Below are 17,476 nucleotides of genomic sequence, written 5' to 3'. Positions count from 1 at the left end.
CGGACCTACGGAGGATCACCCTTGAGCACAGCATCCCCACCTCGCACCAGGCGCACCCGGTTCTTCGGCCGAGTCGCGGCGATCGTGGCCGCGCTCGCCCTGCCCGTCAGCGGACTCGTCGCCCTGGCCGGCCCGGCCCAGGCGGCCGCCTCGGCGACGGCGACGTACACCAAGGTCTCCGACTGGGGCTCCGGCTTCGAGGGCAAGTGGGTGGTGAAGAACACCGGCACCACCACCCTCAGCAGCTGGACCGTGGAGTGGGACTACCCGGCGGGCACCTCGGTCACCTCGGCCTGGGACGCCACCGTCACCGGCTCGGGCACCCACTGGACGGCCAAGAACCTCGGCTGGAACGGCACCCTCGCCCCCGGCGCCACCGCCAGCTTCGGCTTCAACGGCGCCGGCGGCGGCGCCCCGTCCGGCTGCAAGATCAACGGCGCCTCCTGCGACGGCGGCACCCAGCCCGGCGACACTCCCCCCACCGCTCCCGGCACCCCCACCGCGAGCAACGTCGCCGACACCTCGCTCACCCTGACCTGGACCCCGGCCGCGGACGACAAGGGCGTCAAGAACTACGACGTCTACCGGGGCTCCGCCAAGATCGCCACGGTCACCGGGACCAGCTACGCCGACTCCGGCCTGACCAAGGGCACGACGTACACCTACAGCGTCACCGCCCGCGACACCATCGACCAGACCGGCCCCTCCTCCGGCTCGGCCACGGTGACGACGACCGGCGGGGTCATCCCCCCGGACCCGGGCGGCAAGGTCAAGCTCGGCTACTTCACCAACTGGGGCGTCTACGGCCGCAACTACCACGTGAAGAACCTGGTCACCTCCGGCACCGCGGGCAAGATCACCCACATCAACTACGCCTTCGGCAACGTCCAGAACGGCCAGTGCACCATCGGTGACGCCTACGCCGACTACGACAAGGCCTACACCGCAGACCAGAGCGTCGACGGCGTCGCCGACACCTGGGACCAGCCGCTGCGCGGCAACTTCAACCAGCTGCGCAAGCTGAAGAAGGCCTACCCGAACATCAAGATCCTGTGGTCCTTCGGCGGCTGGACCTGGTCCGGCGGCTTCCCGCAAGCCGCCGCCAATCCGACCGCCTTCGCCCAGTCCTGCTACAACCTGGTCGAGGACCCGCGCTGGGCCGACGTCTTCGACGGCATCGACCTGGACTGGGAGTACCCGAACGCCTGCGGCCTGTCCTGCGACACGAGCGGAGCGGCCGCCTTCAAGAACCTGATGCAGGCGACCCGGGCCAAGTTCGGCGCGAACAACCTGGTCACCGCGGCCATCACCGCCGACGCCTCCAGCGGCGGCAAGATCGACGCGGCCGACTACGGCGGCGCCGCGCAGTACGTCGACTTCTACAACGTCATGACGTACGACTTCTTCGGCGCCTGGGCGGCCCAGGGCCCGACGGCCCCGCACTCCCCGCTCACCTCCTACGCGGGCATCCCGCAGGCCGGCTTCAACTCGGCCGACGCCATCGCCAAGCTCAAGGCCAAGGGCGTAGCGGGCGCCAAGCTGAACCTCGGCATCGGCTTCTACGGCCGCGGCTGGACCGGAGTGACCCAGGCGGCCCCCGGCGGCACCGCCACCGGACCCGCCCCCGGCACGTACGAGCAGGGCATCGAGGACTACAAGGTGCTCAAGGCCAGCTGCCCGGCCACCGGCACCGTCGCCGGCACGGCCTACGCCAAGTGCGGCAGCAACTGGTGGAGCTACGACACCCCCGCCACGATCGCCGGGAAGATGACCTGGGCCAAGCAGCAGGGCCTCAAGGGAGCCTTCTTCTGGGAGTTCAGCGGTGACACCACGAACGGTGAGCTCGCGAACGCGATCCACACCGGGCTGCAGTAAAGACCGAAGCCGGGGAGACGGGTCCGCCCCCGTCTCCCCGGCTTCTCATTGCCCTGGCCAAGCCACGTTCACCCGCCCCCGGACTTCGTCCGGGGGGACCCCCGGACAATGGGCAAGGATCTTCAGGCCACATTCACCCGCTGGCCGGGAGGCGCCGCCTCCAGCCAGGCGAGGAAGCCGGTCAGCGCGTCCTCGCTCATCGCCAGCTCCAGGCGGGTCCCCCGGTGGAGACAGCCGAGCACGACGGCGTCGGAGAGCAGGGCCAGCTCCTCCTCGCCCTCCGGGGCACGGCGGGCGACGACCTCGATCGAGGACCGCTCCAGCAGCCGGCGCGGGCGCGGGGAGTACGAGAACACCCGGAACCACTCGATCCGGTCACCGCTGTAGCGCGCGACGCCGTACACCCAGCCCTTGCCGGAGATGTCGGGCTCCTCGGACACACCCCAGCGCATGCTGCAGTCGAAGGTGCCGCCGGACCGCTGGATGAGTCTGCGGCGCAGCCCGAAGACAAACAGCCCGATCACCACCAGGGTTACGACCAGGCCGCTCACAAGCAGAGCGAGGAGCATCTTCACCGACCTCCTCGCTCATCGAATACACATGAGAAAAAACGGACCTGCATCGCCTCAGCCGCGACCCGGTCTGGAAAATTCCAGCACGGACCGCGGCTGAGGTCTGCTGAGTCCCGGCGGTCGCCCCCCGGGACTCAAACGATCAAACTCCGACGGGCGTTCAGCCCGTTACGGCGCGCAGCCGGACATCAGCGCGACGCTCGGCGGCCGCATCGGCCTCCGCCTTCGCGCGCTCCAGTGCCCGCTCCGCACGCTGGACGTCGATCTCGTCCGCGAGCTCGGCGATCTCGGCCAGCAGGGACAGCTTGTTGTCCGCGAACGAGATGAAACCGCCGTGCACCGCGGCGACAACCGTGTTGCCGTCGCTGGTACGGATGGTCACCGGGCCCGATTCCAGCACACCGAGAAGCGGCTGGTGACCGGGCATGACGCCGATGTCGCCGGACGTGGTGCGGGCGACAACAAGGGTGGCCTCGCCGGACCAGACATTGCGGTCCGCCGCGACCAGCTCGACGTGCAGCTCAGCAGCCAAGGTGGCTCCTCGGGTCACCACCCGGCGGGTCGGCCGGGTGTTGGGTCAAATTCTAATGGGCGTGGGGAGAGGGACGGGACACACCCGCCCCTCTCCTCAGAACGTGCGAACCGGATGCGCTCCGTGAGGAGCGCGCCGGATCAGGAGACGCCCAGCTCCTTGGCGTTGGCCTTCAGGTCCTCGATGCCACCGCACAGGAAGAACGCCTGCTCGGGGAAGTGGTCGTAGTCACCGTCGCAGATCGCGTTGAACGCGGTGATCGACTCGTCGAGCGGAACGTCCGAACCGTCCACGCCGGTGAACTGCTTCGCCACGTGGGTGTTCTGCGACAGGAAGCGCTCGACGCGACGGGCACGGTGGACAACGAGCTTGTCCTCCTCGCCCAGCTCGTCGATACCGAGGATCGCGATGATGTCCTGGAGGTCCTTGTACTTCTGCAGGATCCCCTTGACGCGCATCGCCGTGGCGTAGTGGTCCGCCGCGATGTACCGCGGGTCGAGGATGCGGGACGTCGAGTCCAGCGGGTCCACGGCCGGGTAGATGCCCTTCTCGGAGATCGGACGGGAAAGAACCGTCGTCGCGTCGAGGTGGGCGAAGGTGGTCGCCGGCGCCGGGTCGGTCAGGTCGTCCGCGGGGACGTAGATCGCCTGCATCGACGTGATCGAGTGACCACGGGTCGAGGTGATGCGCTCCTGGAGGAGACCCATCTCGTCGGCCAGGTTCGGCTGGTAACCCACCGCGGAGGGCATACGGCCGAGCAGGGTCGACACCTCGGAACCCGCCTGGGTGTACCGGAAGATGTTGTCGATGAAGAACAGCACGTCCTGCTTCTGCACATCGCGGAAGTACTCCGCCATGGTCAGACCGGCAAGGGCGACGCGCAGACGGGTGCCCGGGGGCTCGTCCATCTGGCCGAAGACAAGCGCCGTCTTGTCGATGACGCCGGAGTCGGCCATTTCCTCGATGAGGTCGTTGCCCTCACGGGTACGCTCACCGACGCCCGCGAACACCGACACACCGTCGTGGTTGTTGGCGACGCGGTAGATCATTTCCTGGATCAGAACGGTCTTGCCGACACCGGCACCACCGAACAGACCGATCTTTCCACCCTTGACGTACGGGGTGAGAAGGTCGATGACCTTGACGCCGGTCTCGAACATCTCGGTCTTCGACTCGAGCTCGTCGAAGCGGGGCGCCTTGCGGTGGATCGGCCAGCGCTCGGTGACGTTGGCGTTCTCCTCCGGGTAGTTCAGCACCTCACCGAGGGTGTTGAACACCTTGCCCTTGGTGAAGTCACCGACGGGGACGGTGATGCCCTCGCCCGTGTCGGTCACCGGGGCCTGGCGGACCAGACCGTCGGTCGGCTGCATCGAGATGGTACGGACGAGGCCGTCACCCAGGTGCTGCGCGACCTCGAGGGTCAGGGTCTTGAGCGCGCCGTCCTCGGCCGGGTCGGCGACCTGGACCTTGAGGGCGTTGTAGATCTCGGGCATGGCGTCGACGGGGAACTCCACGTCGACGACCGGGCCGATGACCCGGGCGACGCGGCCCGTGGCGGCGGCCGTCTCAACAGTGGTCGTCATTACTTGTCACTCCCCGCGGTCGCGTCAGCCATGGCGCTCGCGCCACCGACGATCTCGCTGATTTCCTGGGTGATTTCGGCCTGGCGGGCCGCGTTGGCAAGCCGGGAGAGGCTCTTGATGAGGTCTCCGGCGTTGTCGGTCGCCGCCTTCATCGCGCGGCGGCGGGCGGCGTGCTCGGAAGCGGCCGACTGCAGCAGTGCGTTGTAGATACGGCTCTCGACGTAGCGCGGCAGCAGGGCGTCGAGGACGTCCTCCGCCGACGGCTCGAAGTCGAACAGCGGAAGGATCTCGCCCTTCGCGCCGGTCTCCTCCGGAGCCTGGTCAAGGCTGAGCGGCAGCATCCGGCCGTCGACCGGGTTCTGCGTCATCATCGACACGAATTCCGTGTAGACGATGTGCAGCTCGTCGACGCCGCCCTCGGCCGTCTCGGTCTGGATGGCTTCGATCAGCGGCCCCGCGACGCGCTTGGCGTCGGCGTAGGCCGGGCTGTCGGTGAAGCCGGTCCACGAATCCGTGACCTTGCGCTCACGGAAGCCGTAGTAGGCCAGACCCTTGCGGCCGACGATGTAGGTGTCGACGTCCTTGCCCTCGGCGCGCAGCCGCTCGGTGAGCCGCTCCGCCTGCTTGATGGCGTTCGAGGAGTAGCCGCCGGCCAGACCGCGGTCGCTCGTGATGAGCAGGATCGCGGCACGGGTCGGCGTCTCGACCTCGGTGGTCAGGGCGTGCTTGGTGTTCGAGCCGGTCGCCACCGCGGTCACCGCACGGGTGAGCTCGGTCGCGTACGGCATCGATGCCGCCACCTTGCGCTGCGCCTTGACGATGCGCGAGGCGGCGATCATCTCCATCGCCTTGGTGATCTTCTTGGTCGCCGTGATGGCACGGATGCGACGCTTGTAGACCCGGAGCTGCGCTCCCATGAGTCAGGTCCCTTCCGTCGTCACTTGGAGACGTTGACGGCCGGTGCGTCCTCGCCCAGGAGCTTGCCGTCCGAGGTCTCGAACTGGCGCTTGAAGCCGGCGATGGCGTCAGCGATCGACGTCAGCGTGTCGTCCGACATCTTGCCGCCCTCGGCGATGGAGGTGAGGAGGTCCTTGCGCTCGCGGCGCAGGTGCTCCAGCAGCTCCGACTCGAAGCGACGGATGTCGACCACCGGGACGTCGTCCATCTTGCCGGTGGTGCCGGCCCAGACGGAGACGACCTGCTCCTCGACGGGCATCGGCTGGTACTGGCCCTGCTTCAGCAGCTCGACCAGACGCTTGCCGCGCTCCAGCGAAGCCTTCGACGCGGCGTCCAGGTCGGAACCGAAGGCGGCGAACGCCTCCAGCTCGCGGTACTGGGCCAGGTCCAGACGCAGACGGCCGGAAACCTGCTTCATGGCCTTGTGCTGGGCGGAGCCACCGACGCGGGAGACCGAGATACCGACGTTCAGCGCCGGGCGCTGGCCCGCGTTGAACAGGTCGGACTCCAGGAAGCACTGGCCGTCGGTGATGGAGATGACGTTGGTCGGGATGAACGCCGACACGTCGTTCGCCTTGGTCTCGACGATCGGCAGACCGGTCATCGAACCGGCGCCCATGTCGTCGGACAGCTTCGCGCAGCGCTCCAGCAGACGGGAGTGCAGGTAGAAGACGTCACCCGGGTAGGCCTCACGGCCCGGCGGGCGGCGCAGCAGCAGCGACACGGCGCGGTAGGCGTCGGCCTGCTTCGACAGGTCGTCGAAGATGATCAGGACGTGCTTGCCGGCGTACATCCAGTGCTGGCCGATGGCGGAACCGGTGTACGGCGCCAGGTACTTGAAGCCGGCCGGGTCGGACGCCGGGGCGGCGACGATCGTCGTGTACTCGAGCGCACCGGCGTCTTCCAGGGCGCCGCGAACGGACGCGATGGTCGAGCCCTTCTGGCCGATGGCGACGTAGATGCAGCGGACCTGCTTGTTCACGTCGCCCGAGCGCCAGTTGTCGCGCTGGTTGATGATCGTGTCGACGGCCAGAGCGGTCTTACCCGTCTGACGGTCACCGATGATCAGCTGACGCTGGCCACGGCCGACGGGCACCATGGCGTCGATGGCCTTGTAGCCGGTCTGCATCGGCTCGTGGACCGACTTACGGACCATGACGCCCGGAGCCTGCAGCTCCAGGGCGCGACGGCCTTCGGTCGCGATCTCGCCGAGACCGTCGATCGGGTTGCCGAGCGGGTCGACGACGCGGCCGAGGTAGCCCTCGCCGACGCCGACCGAGAGCACCTCACCGGTGCGCTGCACCGGCTGGCCCTCCTCGATACCGCTGAACTCGCCGAGGACGACCGCACCGATCTCGCGCTCCTCGAGGTTGAGGGCGAGACCGAGGGTGCCATCCTCGAACTTCAGCAGCTCGTTCGCCATGGCGGAGGGCAGACCCTCCACCTTCGCGATGCCGTCGCCGGCAACGCTGACCGTTCCGACCTCCTCGCGCGAGGCCGCGTCCGGCTGGTACGACTGGACAAAGTTCTCCAGTGCGTCCCGGATCTCCTCCGGCCGGATCGTGAGCTCCGCCATCTGGGTTCCCTGCTCTCCTTGTTGGGCCTGAAGCTTCTTAGGGGTCTGGGGGCGACCCCCAGGAATCTTCTGCAAGTTCTGCACGGCCCAACCGGGCCGCTAGGAATGCTTCTGTTCTATTGGTGGCTGGTCAGCCGGCCATGCGGCGCGACGCCTCGGCGAGGCGGTCCGCGATGGTGCCGTCGATGACCTCGTCGCCGACTCGCACCGAGATCCCGCCGAGGACCTCGGGGTCCACGTCGAGGTTCAGGTGCATCTGTCGGCCGTACAGCTTGGCCAGCACCGCGCCGAGACGCGCCCGCTGCACGTCGCTGAGCGGAACCGCGCTGGTCACGGTGGCGACCATGCGGTTGCGGCGCTCGGCGGCGAGCGTGGAAAGGGACTCCAGTCCCGCTTCCAGGCTACGTCCACGCGGCTGCGTGACAAGACGGATCACCAGGCGCTCGGTGACGGCGTTCGCCTTGCCGCCGAGCAGGCTGCGCAGCAGCTCGCTCTTGGCGGCGGCGGAGGCCGCACGATCGGTCAGCGCGGAACGCAGCTCGGTGTTCGAGGAGACGATCCGGCCGAAGCGGAAGATCTCGTCCTCGACGTTGTCGAGCGCGCCACCCTGCTGGGCCGCCGTGAGGTCGGCAGTGGCTGCCAGCTCCTCCAGCGCGTCCACCAGGTCGCGGGACTGCGACCAGCGGGACCGGACCATGCCGGACACCAGGTCGAGGGTTTCCCCGCCGACCTGGCCGCCGAGCAGGCGACCGGCCAGCTCGGCCTTGGCCTCGCCGGACTGCGCCGGGTCCGTGACGACCCGACGCAGCGAGACCTCACGGTCGAGCAGCGCGGTGACGGCAGCCAGCTCACCGGCGAGCTTCGCCGCGTCGACGGACGTGTTGTCCGTCAGCGCGTCGAGACGCTCACGCGCGGAGGCCAGCGCCTCGCGGCTCGCTCCGTTCATCGGGCCGCCTCGGCCTTCTCCTCAAGCTCGCTGAGGAAGCGGTCGATGGTGCGGCTCTGCCGGGCGTGGTCCTCGAGGGACTCGCCGACGAGCTTTCCGGCCAGGTCGGTGGCGAGCTTGCCAACGTCCTGACGCAGCGCCTGAGAGGCGGCCTTACGGTCCGCCGCGATCTGGGCGTGGCCGGCAGCGATGATCTCCTCACGCTGCCGCTGGCCCTCTGCGCGCAGTTCTTCCTTGAGCGCAGTGCCCTGCTCCAGCGCTTCCTGGCGCAGGCGCGCGGCCTCGTGCCGGGCTTCGGCGAGCTGGGCCTTGTACTGCTCCAGCACGCTCTGGGCCTCGGTCTGAGCGGCCTCAGCCTTCTCGATACCGCCCTCGATGGCCTCGCGACGCTCTTCCAGAACCTTGTTGATGTTCGGGAGGAGCTTCTTCGCGAGGAAACCGAAGACGATGACGAAGGCGATCAGACCGATGACGAGCTCGGGGATCGGCGGGAGGAGGGGGTTTTCCGCCTCTTCGGCCGCGAGCTGAACCAGAGGGTTCACATCAGTGCCTTCCGACTAAAGGGTCTGTTCGCTACCGGGATCAGGAGGTCGGGTAGACGAACGGCATGACCAGACCGATGAGGGCGAGCGCCTCACAGAAGGCGAAGCCGAGGATCTGGTTGGCGCGGATCAGGCCGGCGGCCTCGGGCTGGCGGGCCAGGGCCTGGGTGCCGTTACCGAAGATGATGCCGACGCCGACGCCGGGGCCGATGGCCGCGAGGCCGTAACCGATGGAGCCGAGGTTGCCCTTGATTTCGACGCCAGCAGCGAGGGTCTGGAGAGCGGACATGCCGGTTCTTCCTTCTCTTTCATGGACCGGTGGGGGTTGGCCACCGGACGACTGGTGGTTTGGGGGTGGGGCGGTCAGTGGTGCTCGGCGACGGCGCCCTGGAGGAAGCTGCAGGCCAGCAGCACGAAGACGTAGGCCTGGACAGCCTGGATGAAGAGCTCGAACGCGGTCATCACGATGACCATCACGAAGGACACGCCCGCGTAGGCGATGCCGATGCCGTTCAGCAGGTACCAGCTGGCGATCGTGAAGAGCAGCAGCAGCGTGTGACCGGCGAACATGTTCGCGAAGAGACGGACCGCGTGGGTGAAGGGGCGGATGATCACGTTCGAGAAGAACTCGATCAGCATGACCAGCGGCAGGATCCCGCCGAGCGACTTGTCGTAGCCCGTGACGTTCTTCAGGCCGCCGACGAAGCCGTGGCGCTTGAAGGTCACCGACATCCACATGACGTAGATGACCAGGGCCAGACCGGCCGGGTACGCGATGACCGAGTTCACCGGGAACTGGGCGAGCGGAATGATCGACCAGAGGTTCAGGATCCAGACGAAGAAGAACGTCGTGACCATGAAGGGGACGTACTTCTCGCCCTCCTTCTTGCCCATCGTTTCGTAGACGATGCCCCGGCGCACGAAGTCGTATCCGGCTTCGGCAACCATCTGGAGCTTCCCCGGAACCAGCTTCGGCTTGGCGAAGGCGGCCCAGAAGAATCCGACGATGATGACGGACCCGAGCAGGGCCAGGAGCATCGTCTTGTTGAAGTAGACGGCTCCGTCCATGTCGCCGAAGATCGGTTCGAACAGGAACGAGTGCAGGCCAGGAGCCGGGAAACCACAGCCGTCGAAGATGTGGCAATCGGTCTCGAAGGCGAGCACCTGCGTCGGGTCAGCACTCACCGCGGGCTCCTTCAGCGTGGCGCATAGGTACGGCAACCTCGTTGTGTCGGCGCGGCGCACAGCCGCGGTTCGGCACGGGACTGGTCTTACGGATGTGGGGGCGGCTTGCAGGCAGTGAGCCTCGCGATTGAGCAGGCGTCAGCTCAGCTGCCTGCGCCCGCGATGCCGCATATGGCACCGGACGATAGCAGCATCTCGAACGCGCACTTATTCCGCCCCTACCGTTCACGACGAGGGCCCCGTGTTTTCAGGCTTCTCACCCTTGCCACCACGCTTGGTGGACTCGGGCTCGACGTAAAGGATCTTGGCCTTCATGTGCGCGCGCGTCTGCGCGGCGATCCAAGCAAGGGTCGCCGCGACGATGGTGATCGCGAATGCCCTGGGATTGAACAGCGTCGTGTTCTTGAACACGGCGACGAAGACGAAGAGCAGCAGGATCTGGGTCGTGTAGAGCGCCAGACCCATCATCTGGAACAGATGCGGCAGCGATCGTGCCGTCCGCTGCAGGATGACGAATCCGATACCCATGAACAGAATCACGACGACCGTGGCCGCGATCGCCCCGATCGCCCCCTTACCGCCCGCGACCACGCCACTGACGATGGCGGCAACGACGCCGACGGCAGCGGTGGGTACGGCGGTGTGCAGAAGGGTTCGGGCGTCATCGGACAGCATGGCGCATGGCTCCGCGTGATGGTGGGGGTAACGGGACTCGTACGGGACGAGCGTAAGCCCGGTCCGAGAAAGGACCTCGGGCCAAGGGACCGTCGCACTACGGTCCTTCGGCTCTGTCGCCGGGTTTAGTGAACGGTATCACAAACTATTTGATGAGAGCTTTACCTGTCGGGTGTGCCGACTGTCACACATGAGAGTGACCCTGCCCGTGTGTGCGCGACAGGGGTGCGGCTTGTCTGGTAAAGGGCATTCATGTCCGACATGCGAATCGACCGTCAGCGGGTGGATTCAGCCTTACGCCGGTCGGGAAAGCGCGAACGGGGGCCCACGGCAGTCGCTCCGTTGACGCCGGACACACCGGCGGCGATGGGCCTCCCGTGCTCCGGCTCCGTGCCCGAGGCATCGCGCGCGGCCGCCTCCGCGGCGGCTTCGGCCGCACGTGCGGAATGGCGGTAGCGCGGCGGAACCAGACCCTCCGCCCAACGCGGGGCGCGCGGGGTGAAGCGCGGCAGAAGCAGCAGGAACAAGCCCACCGCACTCAGCGCGGCGATCGCCAGCACGATCCACATCGTGGCGGAATGCACCGAATACGCCACGGTGCCGAAGGCGATCAGGCCTGACCAGAAGTACATGATCATGACCGCGCGGCTGTGGGAATGCCCGAGTTCCAGCAGCCGGTGGTGGAGGTGCCCGCGGTCCGCGGCGAAGGGCGACTGGCCCTTCCAGGTCCGCCGCACGATGGCCAGGACCAGGTCCGCCATCGGGATCGCGATGACCGTCAGCGGCAGGATCAGCGGGATGTAGGCGGGGAGCATCGCATGCGTCGCGTTGCGCTCGCCGCCCGCGAACAGGGCCAGGGCGTCCGGGTCCACCTGCCCGGTGAGGGAGATGGCGGAGGCGGCCAGCACCAGGCCGATGAGCATCGAGCCGGAGTCGCCCATGAAGATCCGGGCGGGGTGCATGTTGTGCGGCAGGAAGCCCAGGCACATGCCCATCAGGATCGCGGCGAAGAGGGTCGCGGGCGCGGCCGACTCGATGCCGTAGCCGAACCAGATCCGGTACGCGTAGAGGAACAGCGCGGTGGCGGCGATGCAGACCATGCCGGCGGCCAGGCCGTCGAGTCCGTCCACGAAGTTCACGGCGTTGATGGTGATGACGACGAGGGCGACCGTGAGCAGATTGCCCTGCCACTGGGTGAGCGGGACCGTGCCGATTCCCGGGACGGGGATCCACAGGATGGTCAGACCCTGCATGACCATCACGCCGGCGGAGATCATCTGCGCGCCGAGCTTGATCAGGGCGTCGAGCTCGAACTTGTCGTCGAGGACGCCGACCAGCCAGATCAGCGCTGCTCCGGAGAGCAGCGCCCGCGGTTCGTTCGACAGCTCGAAGACACCGTTGAGGTTGCGCAGGTGGTCCGCGACCAGCAGCCCCGCGCACAGACCGCCGAACATGGCGATGCCACCCAGTCGCGGTGTGGGCTCGCGGTGCACGTCGCGGGCACGGATCTCCGGCATGGCCCCGGCCGCGATCGCGAACTTCCGCACGGGCCCGGTCAGCAGGTAGGTCACCGCGACCGTGACGCAAAGCGTCAGCAGATATTCACGCACGGGCTGCCCCAGATGTATCGCCGGCCATCTCAGCCCCACACATTAGCTGCGATGTCACCTCCACCGAGGACGCGAGGGGGCGGTATCCCGGTTCCTGTACGCCCTGCTTGTCCTGCTTACTCCCTGTAAGGGGGAAATCCCGTCGTCAGCTCGCCGACCTCCGTACGTGTTTTCACGCCATCCCCGTCCAGCGCCGCGGCGAACAGCGCCGCGATCCGGACCATCTCCGCCTCCCCCATCCCCTGGGTGGTCACGGCGGCCGTTCCCAGCCGGATGCCGCGCTGGTCCCCGTACGGGAGGGCGCAGGTGTCCAGCACGATCCCGGCGGCGGCCAGCCGGCCGCGGGCGGTCGGGCCGTCCACGCCCAGCGGCGCCGGATCGGCGGTGATCAGGTGGGTGTCGGTGCCGCCGGTGGTGAGGGTGAACCCGTGCTCCTGGAGCGCGCCCGCCAGCGCCCGGGCATTGGCGACGACCCGGTGCGCGTACGTGGTGAAGGCCGGCCGGGCCGCCTCGCCGAAGGCCACGGCCTTGGCGGCGATGGTGTGCATCTGGGCCCCGCCCTGCGTGAAGGGGAACACCGCCCGGTCGACGCGCTCCGCGTACTCGGCGCCGCACAGCACCATGCCGCCGCGCGGGCCGCGCAGCACCTTGTGCGTGGTCGCGCAGACGATGTCGGCGTACGGGACGGGGCTGGGCGCGGCCCCGCCGGCCACCAGGCCGATCGGATGGGCGGCGTCCGCGATGAGATAGGCCCCGACCTCGTCGGCGATCTCCCGGAAGGCCGAGTACTCGGGGTGGCGGGGGTAGGAGATGGAGCCGCACACGATCGCCTTGGGGCGGTGCGCGTGGGCGAGACTCTGGACCTGGCGGTAGTCGATGAGGCCCGTCCCCGCGTCGACGCCGTAGCCGACGAAGTCGAACCACCGCCCGGAGAAGTTGGCGGGCGACCCGTGGGTGAGGTGCCCGCCGTACGGGAGCCCCATCGCGAGCACGGTGTCCCCCGGCCGCAGCAGGGCGGCGTACGCGGCCAGGACGGCGGAGGAGCCGGAGTGCGGCTGCACGTTCGCGTGCTCGGCCCCGAAGAGCGCCTTGGCCCGCTCGACGGCGGTCCGCTCGGCCAGATCGGCGTACTCGCACCCGCCGTGGTGCCGGGCGCCGGGGTACCCCTCGGCGTACTTGTTGGCGAGCGCGGATCCGAGCGCGGCGAGGACGGCGGTCGAGGTGAAGTTCTCCGCGGCGATCAGCTGCAACGTGGCGGCCTGCCGCTGCCGCTCCCCGGCCAGTACGTCGGCCATCTGCGGGTCCTGCGCGCGCAGCAGGTCCGTGGGCTGGGTGATGACGCTCATGGCGGCGCTCCAGGGGTACCGGGTACCAGCCACTCTAGGCCTGCGGACCCCACGATGCCCTGTCAGCGCGCGGCGGTCACACCCGTCAGGCTCAGCGCCCGGCGGCCACCCCCGTCAGGTTCCGCGCGCGGCGGTCACGCCCGTCAGGGCGGTCACGACCGGATCCAGCGCCTGGTCGAGCCCCTCCTCGACGCGGCGCTCGCGCCGCTCGGCCCCGGGGGGCCTCCCGGGCTTCGTACCGCTGCGCCGGCCTCCGGCCGGCGCACGCTCAGCGCGCGGCGGTCACGCCCGTCAGGGCGGTCACGACCGGATCCAGCGCCTGGTTGATCTCGTCGCCGATCGAGCGGAAGAAGGTGATCGGGGCGCCGTACGGGTCGTACACCTCGTCCGCGTCGGGCGACGGCGCCAGCAGCCAGCCGCGCAGGGCCGCGGCGGCCCGGACGAGCGCCCGCGCCCGCTCCGCCATGCCGTCGTCCAGCGGCGGCAGCGTGGCCGGATCTATCGCCCGCACCAGCCGGGTGAACTCCTTCAGCGTGAAGGTGCGCAGCCCCGCCGAGTGGCCCATCGAGATGACCTGGGCCCGGTGGTCACGGGTGGCGGTCAGCACCAGGTCGGCGCGTATGACGTGCTCGTCCAGCAGCTCCCGCCCGGTGAACCCGGACGCGTCGGCACCGAAGTCCGCCAGCACGGCGGCCGCGTTCGCCTCCATCGGGGCGCCCTCGTGGCCCCATGTGCCGGCGCTCTCGACGATGAGGTCGCCGGTGACGAGGCCGCCGAGGCGGTGCGAGAGGGCATGCCGCGTCAGCCGCTCGGTGATGGGCGAGCGGCATACGTTCCCGGTGCTGACGTGGAGGATGCGGAAAGTGGTTCCCCCGGCTACCGCCGGGCGGTGCCCCCCTGCTATGCCACGCCCCTCAGGGCTCACGGGGCGACCTCGAGGTCGGGTACGACCTCCCGCAGCTGGTCTGCGGTGAGTGCCCCCTCGCGCAGCAGGACGGGAACCTTCCCGGTGACGTCGACGATCGACGACGGCTGGATGCCGGGCGTCGGGCCGCCGTCCAGGTACACGGACACGGAGTCCCCGAGCATCTCGCGCGCGGCGTCGCAGTCCTCGGGCGCCGGGTGACCGGACAGGTTGGCCGAGGACACCGCCATCGGGCCGACCTCGGTCAGCAGCTCGATCGCCACGGGGTGCAGGGGCATGCGTACGGCGACGGTGCCCTGGGTGTCCCCGAGGTCCCACGCCAGCGAGGGCTGGTGCTTGGCGACCAGCGTCAGCGCGCCCGGCCAGAAGGCGTCGACGAGCTCCCAGGCCTGCTCGGAGAAGTCCGTGACGAGGCCGTGGAGCGTGTTCGGGGAGCCGATGAGCACCGGGGTGGGCATGCCGCGCCCCCGGCCCTTGGCGGCGAGCAGGTCGTGGACGGCCTCCGGGCTGAAGGCGTCCGCGCCGATCCCGTACAGGGTGTCGGTGGGCAGCACGACGAGCTCGCCGCGGCGCACGGCGGATGCGGCTTCACGCAGACCCGTCTTACGGTCCGTCGCGTCGTTGCAGTCGTATCGCCGGGCCATCAGCGGGCCTCCTCGTGCAGCAGGGGGGTGGCGGGAATCGTCGCGCCGGTCACGGCAGGGCCTTGCGGGCCGTCGCGAAGCGCGGGCGGTTGTTGAGGTCCGGGTGGTCGGCCGCGTCGGCCCAGCCCCGCTCCTCGGCGAAGATCCACGGAACCTGGCCGCCCTGGGTGTCGGCGTGCTCGATGACGACGATGCCGCCGGGTCGCAGCAGCCGGTGGGCGGTCCGCTCGATACCGCGGATGGTGTCGAGGCCGTCCTCGCCGGAGAAGAGCGCCATCTCCGGATCGTGGTCGCGGGCCTCGGGGGCGACGTACTCCCACTCGGTGAGCGGGATGTACGGCGGGTTGGAGATGACCAGGTCGACCTGGCCGTCGAGCTCGGGCAGCGCGCTCAGGGCGTCGCCCTGGTGGACGGTGACCCGGGAGCCCTCGGCGTTCTTACGGGTCCACCGCAGGGCGTCCTCGGACAGCTCGACCGCGTGCACGCGCGAGCGCGGCACCTCCTGCGCCATGGCGAGCGCGATGGCGCCGGAGCCGGTGCACAGGTCCACGATCAGCGGCTCGACGACGTCCATGGCGCGCACGGCGTGTATGGCCCAGTCCACGACCGACTCGGTCTCGGGCCGGGGCACGAAGACCCCGGGCCCGACCTGGAGCTCCAAGTACCGGAAGAAGGCGCGGCCGGTGATGTGCTGGAGCGGCTCGCGCGCCTCGCGGCGGGCGACGGCCTCCCAGTAGCGGGCGTCGAAGTCCGCGTCCTTGACGTGGTGCAGTTCCCCCCGTTTGACGCCGTGCACGAAGGCGGCGAGCTCCTCCGCGTCGAAGCGCGGTGAGGGCACGCCGGCGGCGGCCAGCCGCTGGGTGGCCTGGGCCACCTCGGCAAGCAGCAAGTTCACGCTGGTCCTCCGGGCTGCTGTCGTACGGGGGGTGGTGCGGGGGTCGGTCAGTGTGCGGCCGCGAGCTTGGCCGCGGAGTCCGTGTCGACACAGGCCTGGATGACCGCGTCGAGATCACCGTCGAGCACCTGGTCCAAGTTGTACGCCTTGAAACCGGTCCGGTGGTCCGAGATCCGGTTTTCCGGGTAGTTGTACGTACGGATCTTCTCGGAACGGTCCACGGAGCGCACCTGGCTGCGGCGCACGTCCGAGGCCTCCTGCTCGGCGGCCTCCTGGGCCGCGGCCAGGAGCCGCGAGCGCAGGATGCGCATGGCCTGCTCCTTGTTCTGGAGCTGGCTCTTCTCGTTCTGGCAGGAGGCGACCACACCGGTCGGGATGTGCGTGATGCGCACGGCCGAGTCGGTGGTGTTGACGGACTGGCCGCCGGGGCCGGAGGAGCGGTACACGTCGATGCGGAGGTCGTTCATGTTGATCTCGACCTCGACCTCCTCGGCCTCCGGGGTGACGAGCACGCCGGCGGCGGAGGTGTGGATGCGGCCCTGGGACTCGGTGGCCGGAACGCGCTGGACGCGGTGCACGCCGCCCTCGTACTTCAGGCGGGCCCACACGCCCTGGCCGGGCTCGGTGGCGCCGTTGCCGCCCTTGGTGCGGACGGAGACCTGGACGTCCTTGTAGCCGCCGAGCTCGGACTCGGTGGCGTCGATGATCTCGGTCTTCCAGCCGACGCGCTCGGCGTAGCGCAGGTACATGCGCAGCAGGTCGCCGGCGAACAGCGCCGACTCGTCGCCGCCCGCGCCCGCCTTGACCTCCAGGAGGACGTCCTTGTCGTCGCTGGGGTCACGCGGAACGAGCAGCAGGCGGAGCTTCTCGGTGAGCTCTTCGCGCTGTGCGGTCAGTTCCTTGGCCTCGGCGGCGAAGTCGGGGTCGTCGGCCGCGAACTCCTTGGCCGTCTCGATGTCCTCGGCGGACTGCTTCCAGGCACGGAAGGTCGCGACGATCGGGGTCAGTTCCGCGTAGCGCTTGTTCAGCTTGCGCGCGTTGGCCTGATCCGAGTGGACCGAAGGGTCGGCGAGCTTCTTCTCAAGATCGGCGTGTTCGCCGACCAATTCCTCGACCGCTTCGAACATCGGGGGACTCCTGGGGTGAAAAGTGCGAAGGACTGCAGGGGGGACGTGCCGGAACGACGACAAAGGCGCCGGTCCGGCCGCCCCCGAGTGGACAGGGGGCGGCCGGAGACCGGCGCCTGGGTCGCGCTACTTCTTGGCCGCACCCTTGCCGAAGCGCGCCTCGAAGCGGGCCACACGGCCACCGGTGTCGAGGATCTTCTGCTTGCCCGTGTAGAACGGGTGGCACTCGGAGCAGACCTCGGCTCGGATGGAGCCCTCGGTCAGGGTGCTACGGGTGGTGAACGACGCGCCGCAGGTGCAGCTGACCTGGGTCTCGACGTACTCGGGGTGAACATCGCGCTTCAAGGTGTCTCCTAGATTCGGGAGGGCGCCGGGTCGCAGGAGCCGAATTGCGCACTGCGTGAACCGGGGCCGACAGACCAGTCTGCCAGGACCGGGCCGCCTGTCAAAATTCTGAGGACGCCTCCCTCAACGGCACGGGGTCGC

Annotated in this window: 18 protein-coding genes; 1 reads left to right on the top strand and 17 read right to left on the bottom strand. The window is 69.0% G+C overall.

Annotated elements, in window-relative coordinates:
* Positions 1 to 21: 21 nt before the first annotated feature.
* Positions 22 to 1,875: a glycosyl hydrolase family 18 protein gene (locus tag ACZ573_RS04055; RefSeq protein WP_471298612.1), complete on the top strand. Its 1,854-nt coding sequence runs from the start codon at positions 22 to 24 to the stop codon at positions 1,873 to 1,875.
* Between the two features lie 122 nt (positions 1,876 to 1,997).
* On the opposite strand, the gene ACZ573_RS04050 is transcribed toward ACZ573_RS04055, so the two are convergent.
* The 17 genes from ACZ573_RS04050 to rpmE all read right to left on the bottom strand — a co-directional run bounded on the left by ACZ573_RS04050 (position 1,998) and on the right by rpmE (position 17,335).
* Entirely contained in the window at positions 1,998 to 2,444 is a 447-nt protein-coding gene (locus tag ACZ573_RS04050) for a DUF2550 domain-containing protein (RefSeq protein ID WP_189972913.1), read from the bottom strand.
* 163 nt (positions 2,445 to 2,607) lie between these two features.
* Positions 2,608 to 2,979, bottom strand: coding sequence for a F0F1 ATP synthase subunit epsilon (locus tag ACZ573_RS04045; protein WP_030008701.1), 372 nt, complete (start codon positions 2,977 to 2,979; stop codon positions 2,608 to 2,610).
* A 140-nt stretch (positions 2,980 to 3,119) separates the two neighbouring features.
* Positions 3,120 to 4,562, bottom strand: coding sequence for a F0F1 ATP synthase subunit beta (gene atpD / locus ACZ573_RS04040; protein ID WP_030386949.1), 1,443 nt, complete (start codon positions 4,560 to 4,562; stop codon positions 3,120 to 3,122).
* Positions 4,562 to 5,479: a F0F1 ATP synthase subunit gamma gene (locus ACZ573_RS04035; RefSeq protein ID WP_314244062.1), complete on the bottom strand. Its 918-nt coding sequence runs from the start codon at positions 5,477 to 5,479 to the stop codon at positions 4,562 to 4,564. The genes atpD and ACZ573_RS04035 overlap by 1 nt, the downstream gene beginning before the upstream one ends.
* 20 nt (positions 5,480 to 5,499) lie before the next feature.
* Entirely contained in the window at positions 5,500 to 7,095 is a 1,596-nt protein-coding gene (gene atpA, locus ACZ573_RS04030) for a F0F1 ATP synthase subunit alpha (RefSeq protein WP_471298608.1), read from the bottom strand.
* Between the two features lie 130 nt (positions 7,096 to 7,225).
* Positions 7,226 to 8,041, bottom strand: coding sequence for a F0F1 ATP synthase subunit delta (locus tag ACZ573_RS04025; protein ID WP_471298605.1), 816 nt, complete (start codon positions 8,039 to 8,041; stop codon positions 7,226 to 7,228).
* Complete coding sequence (locus ACZ573_RS04020; protein ID WP_471298602.1) at positions 8,038 to 8,583, bottom strand: F0F1 ATP synthase subunit B; 546 nt, start codon at positions 8,581 to 8,583, stop codon at positions 8,038 to 8,040. The genes ACZ573_RS04025 and ACZ573_RS04020 overlap by 4 nt, the downstream gene beginning before the upstream one ends.
* A 40-nt stretch (positions 8,584 to 8,623) precedes the next feature.
* Positions 8,624 to 8,872, bottom strand: a complete 249-nt coding sequence (locus tag ACZ573_RS04015) for an ATP synthase subunit c family protein (RefSeq protein WP_030008695.1) — start codon at positions 8,870 to 8,872, stop codon at positions 8,624 to 8,626.
* 74 nt (positions 8,873 to 8,946) lie between these two features.
* Entirely contained in the window at positions 8,947 to 9,783 is an 837-nt protein-coding gene (gene atpB / locus ACZ573_RS04010) for a F0F1 ATP synthase subunit A (RefSeq protein WP_471299068.1), read from the bottom strand.
* A 210-nt stretch (positions 9,784 to 9,993) separates the two neighbouring features.
* Positions 9,994 to 10,443 (bottom strand): hypothetical protein, encoded by a 450-nt coding sequence (locus ACZ573_RS04005; RefSeq protein ID WP_301366443.1) that lies wholly within the window; start codon positions 10,441 to 10,443, stop codon positions 9,994 to 9,996.
* Between the two features lie 275 nt (positions 10,444 to 10,718).
* Positions 10,719 to 12,053, bottom strand: coding sequence for an MraY family glycosyltransferase (locus ACZ573_RS04000; protein WP_471298598.1), 1,335 nt, complete (start codon positions 12,051 to 12,053; stop codon positions 10,719 to 10,721).
* 116 nt (positions 12,054 to 12,169) lie between these two features.
* On the bottom strand, positions 12,170 to 13,399 hold the full coding sequence (locus ACZ573_RS03995; protein ID WP_471298595.1) for a serine hydroxymethyltransferase: 1,230 nt from the start codon (positions 13,397 to 13,399) through the stop codon (positions 12,170 to 12,172).
* Positions 13,400 to 13,667: 268 nt separating this feature from the next.
* On the bottom strand, positions 13,668 to 14,324 hold the full coding sequence (locus ACZ573_RS03990) for an arsenate reductase/protein-tyrosine-phosphatase family protein (RefSeq protein WP_471298592.1): 657 nt from the start codon (positions 14,322 to 14,324) through the stop codon (positions 13,668 to 13,670).
* Positions 14,321 to 14,968 (bottom strand): L-threonylcarbamoyladenylate synthase, encoded by a 648-nt coding sequence (locus ACZ573_RS03985; protein WP_030720925.1) that lies wholly within the window; start codon positions 14,966 to 14,968, stop codon positions 14,321 to 14,323. Before ACZ573_RS03985 ends, ACZ573_RS03990 begins: the two co-directional genes overlap by 4 nt.
* A gap of 49 nt (positions 14,969 to 15,017) precedes the next feature.
* The gene (gene prmC, locus ACZ573_RS03980; protein ID WP_030008688.1) at positions 15,018 to 15,863 is read right to left on the bottom strand and encodes a peptide chain release factor N(5)-glutamine methyltransferase; all 846 of its coding nucleotides are present in this window, start codon (positions 15,861 to 15,863) and stop codon (positions 15,018 to 15,020) included.
* A 47-nt stretch (positions 15,864 to 15,910) separates the two neighbouring features.
* On the bottom strand, positions 15,911 to 16,990 hold the full coding sequence (gene prfA, locus ACZ573_RS03975; RefSeq protein ID WP_030008687.1) for a peptide chain release factor 1: 1,080 nt from the start codon (positions 16,988 to 16,990) through the stop codon (positions 15,911 to 15,913).
* 126 nt (positions 16,991 to 17,116) lie between these two features.
* Positions 17,117 to 17,335: a 50S ribosomal protein L31 gene (gene rpmE / locus ACZ573_RS03970; protein WP_030708126.1), complete on the bottom strand. Its 219-nt coding sequence runs from the start codon at positions 17,333 to 17,335 to the stop codon at positions 17,117 to 17,119.
* Positions 17,336 to 17,476 lie beyond the last annotated feature (141 nt).

This window comes from Streptomyces sp. NPDC040545 (assembly GCF_055595065.1).
This window is presented reverse-complemented; position numbering and strand designations above follow the sequence as displayed.

Bases quoted from the DNA above. Each gene is read 5' to 3' on its own strand.
- ACZ573_RS04050 (WP_189972913.1), bottom strand. From the start codon at position 2,444: ATGCTCCTCGCTCTGCTTGTGAGCGGCCTGGTCGTAACCCTGGTGGTG.
- atpD (WP_030386949.1), bottom strand. From the start codon at position 4,562: ATGACGACCACTGTTGAGACGGCCGCCGCCACGGGCCGCGTCGCCCGG.
- ACZ573_RS04035 (WP_314244062.1), bottom strand. From the start codon at position 5,479: ATGGGAGCGCAGCTCCGGGTCTACAAGCGTCGCATCCGTGCCATCACG.
- atpA (WP_471298608.1), bottom strand. From the start codon at position 7,095: ATGGCGGAGCTCACGATCCGGCCGGAGGAGATCCGGGACGCACTGGAG.
- ACZ573_RS04025 (WP_471298605.1), bottom strand. From the start codon at position 8,041: ATGAACGGAGCGAGCCGCGAGGCGCTGGCCTCCGCGCGTGAGCGTCTC.
- ACZ573_RS04015 (WP_030008695.1), bottom strand. From the start codon at position 8,872: ATGTCCGCTCTCCAGACCCTCGCTGCTGGCGTCGAAATCAAGGGCAAC.
- ACZ573_RS04005 (WP_301366443.1), bottom strand. From the start codon at position 10,443: ATGCTGTCCGATGACGCCCGAACCCTTCTGCACACCGCCGTACCCACC.
- ACZ573_RS03995 (WP_471298595.1), bottom strand. From the start codon at position 13,399: ATGAGCGTCATCACCCAGCCCACGGACCTGCTGCGCGCGCAGGACCCG.
- ACZ573_RS03985 (WP_030720925.1), bottom strand. From the start codon at position 14,968: ATGGCCCGGCGATACGACTGCAACGACGCGACGGACCGTAAGACGGGT.
- prfA (WP_030008687.1), bottom strand. From the start codon at position 16,990: ATGTTCGAAGCGGTCGAGGAATTGGTCGGCGAACACGCCGATCTTGAG.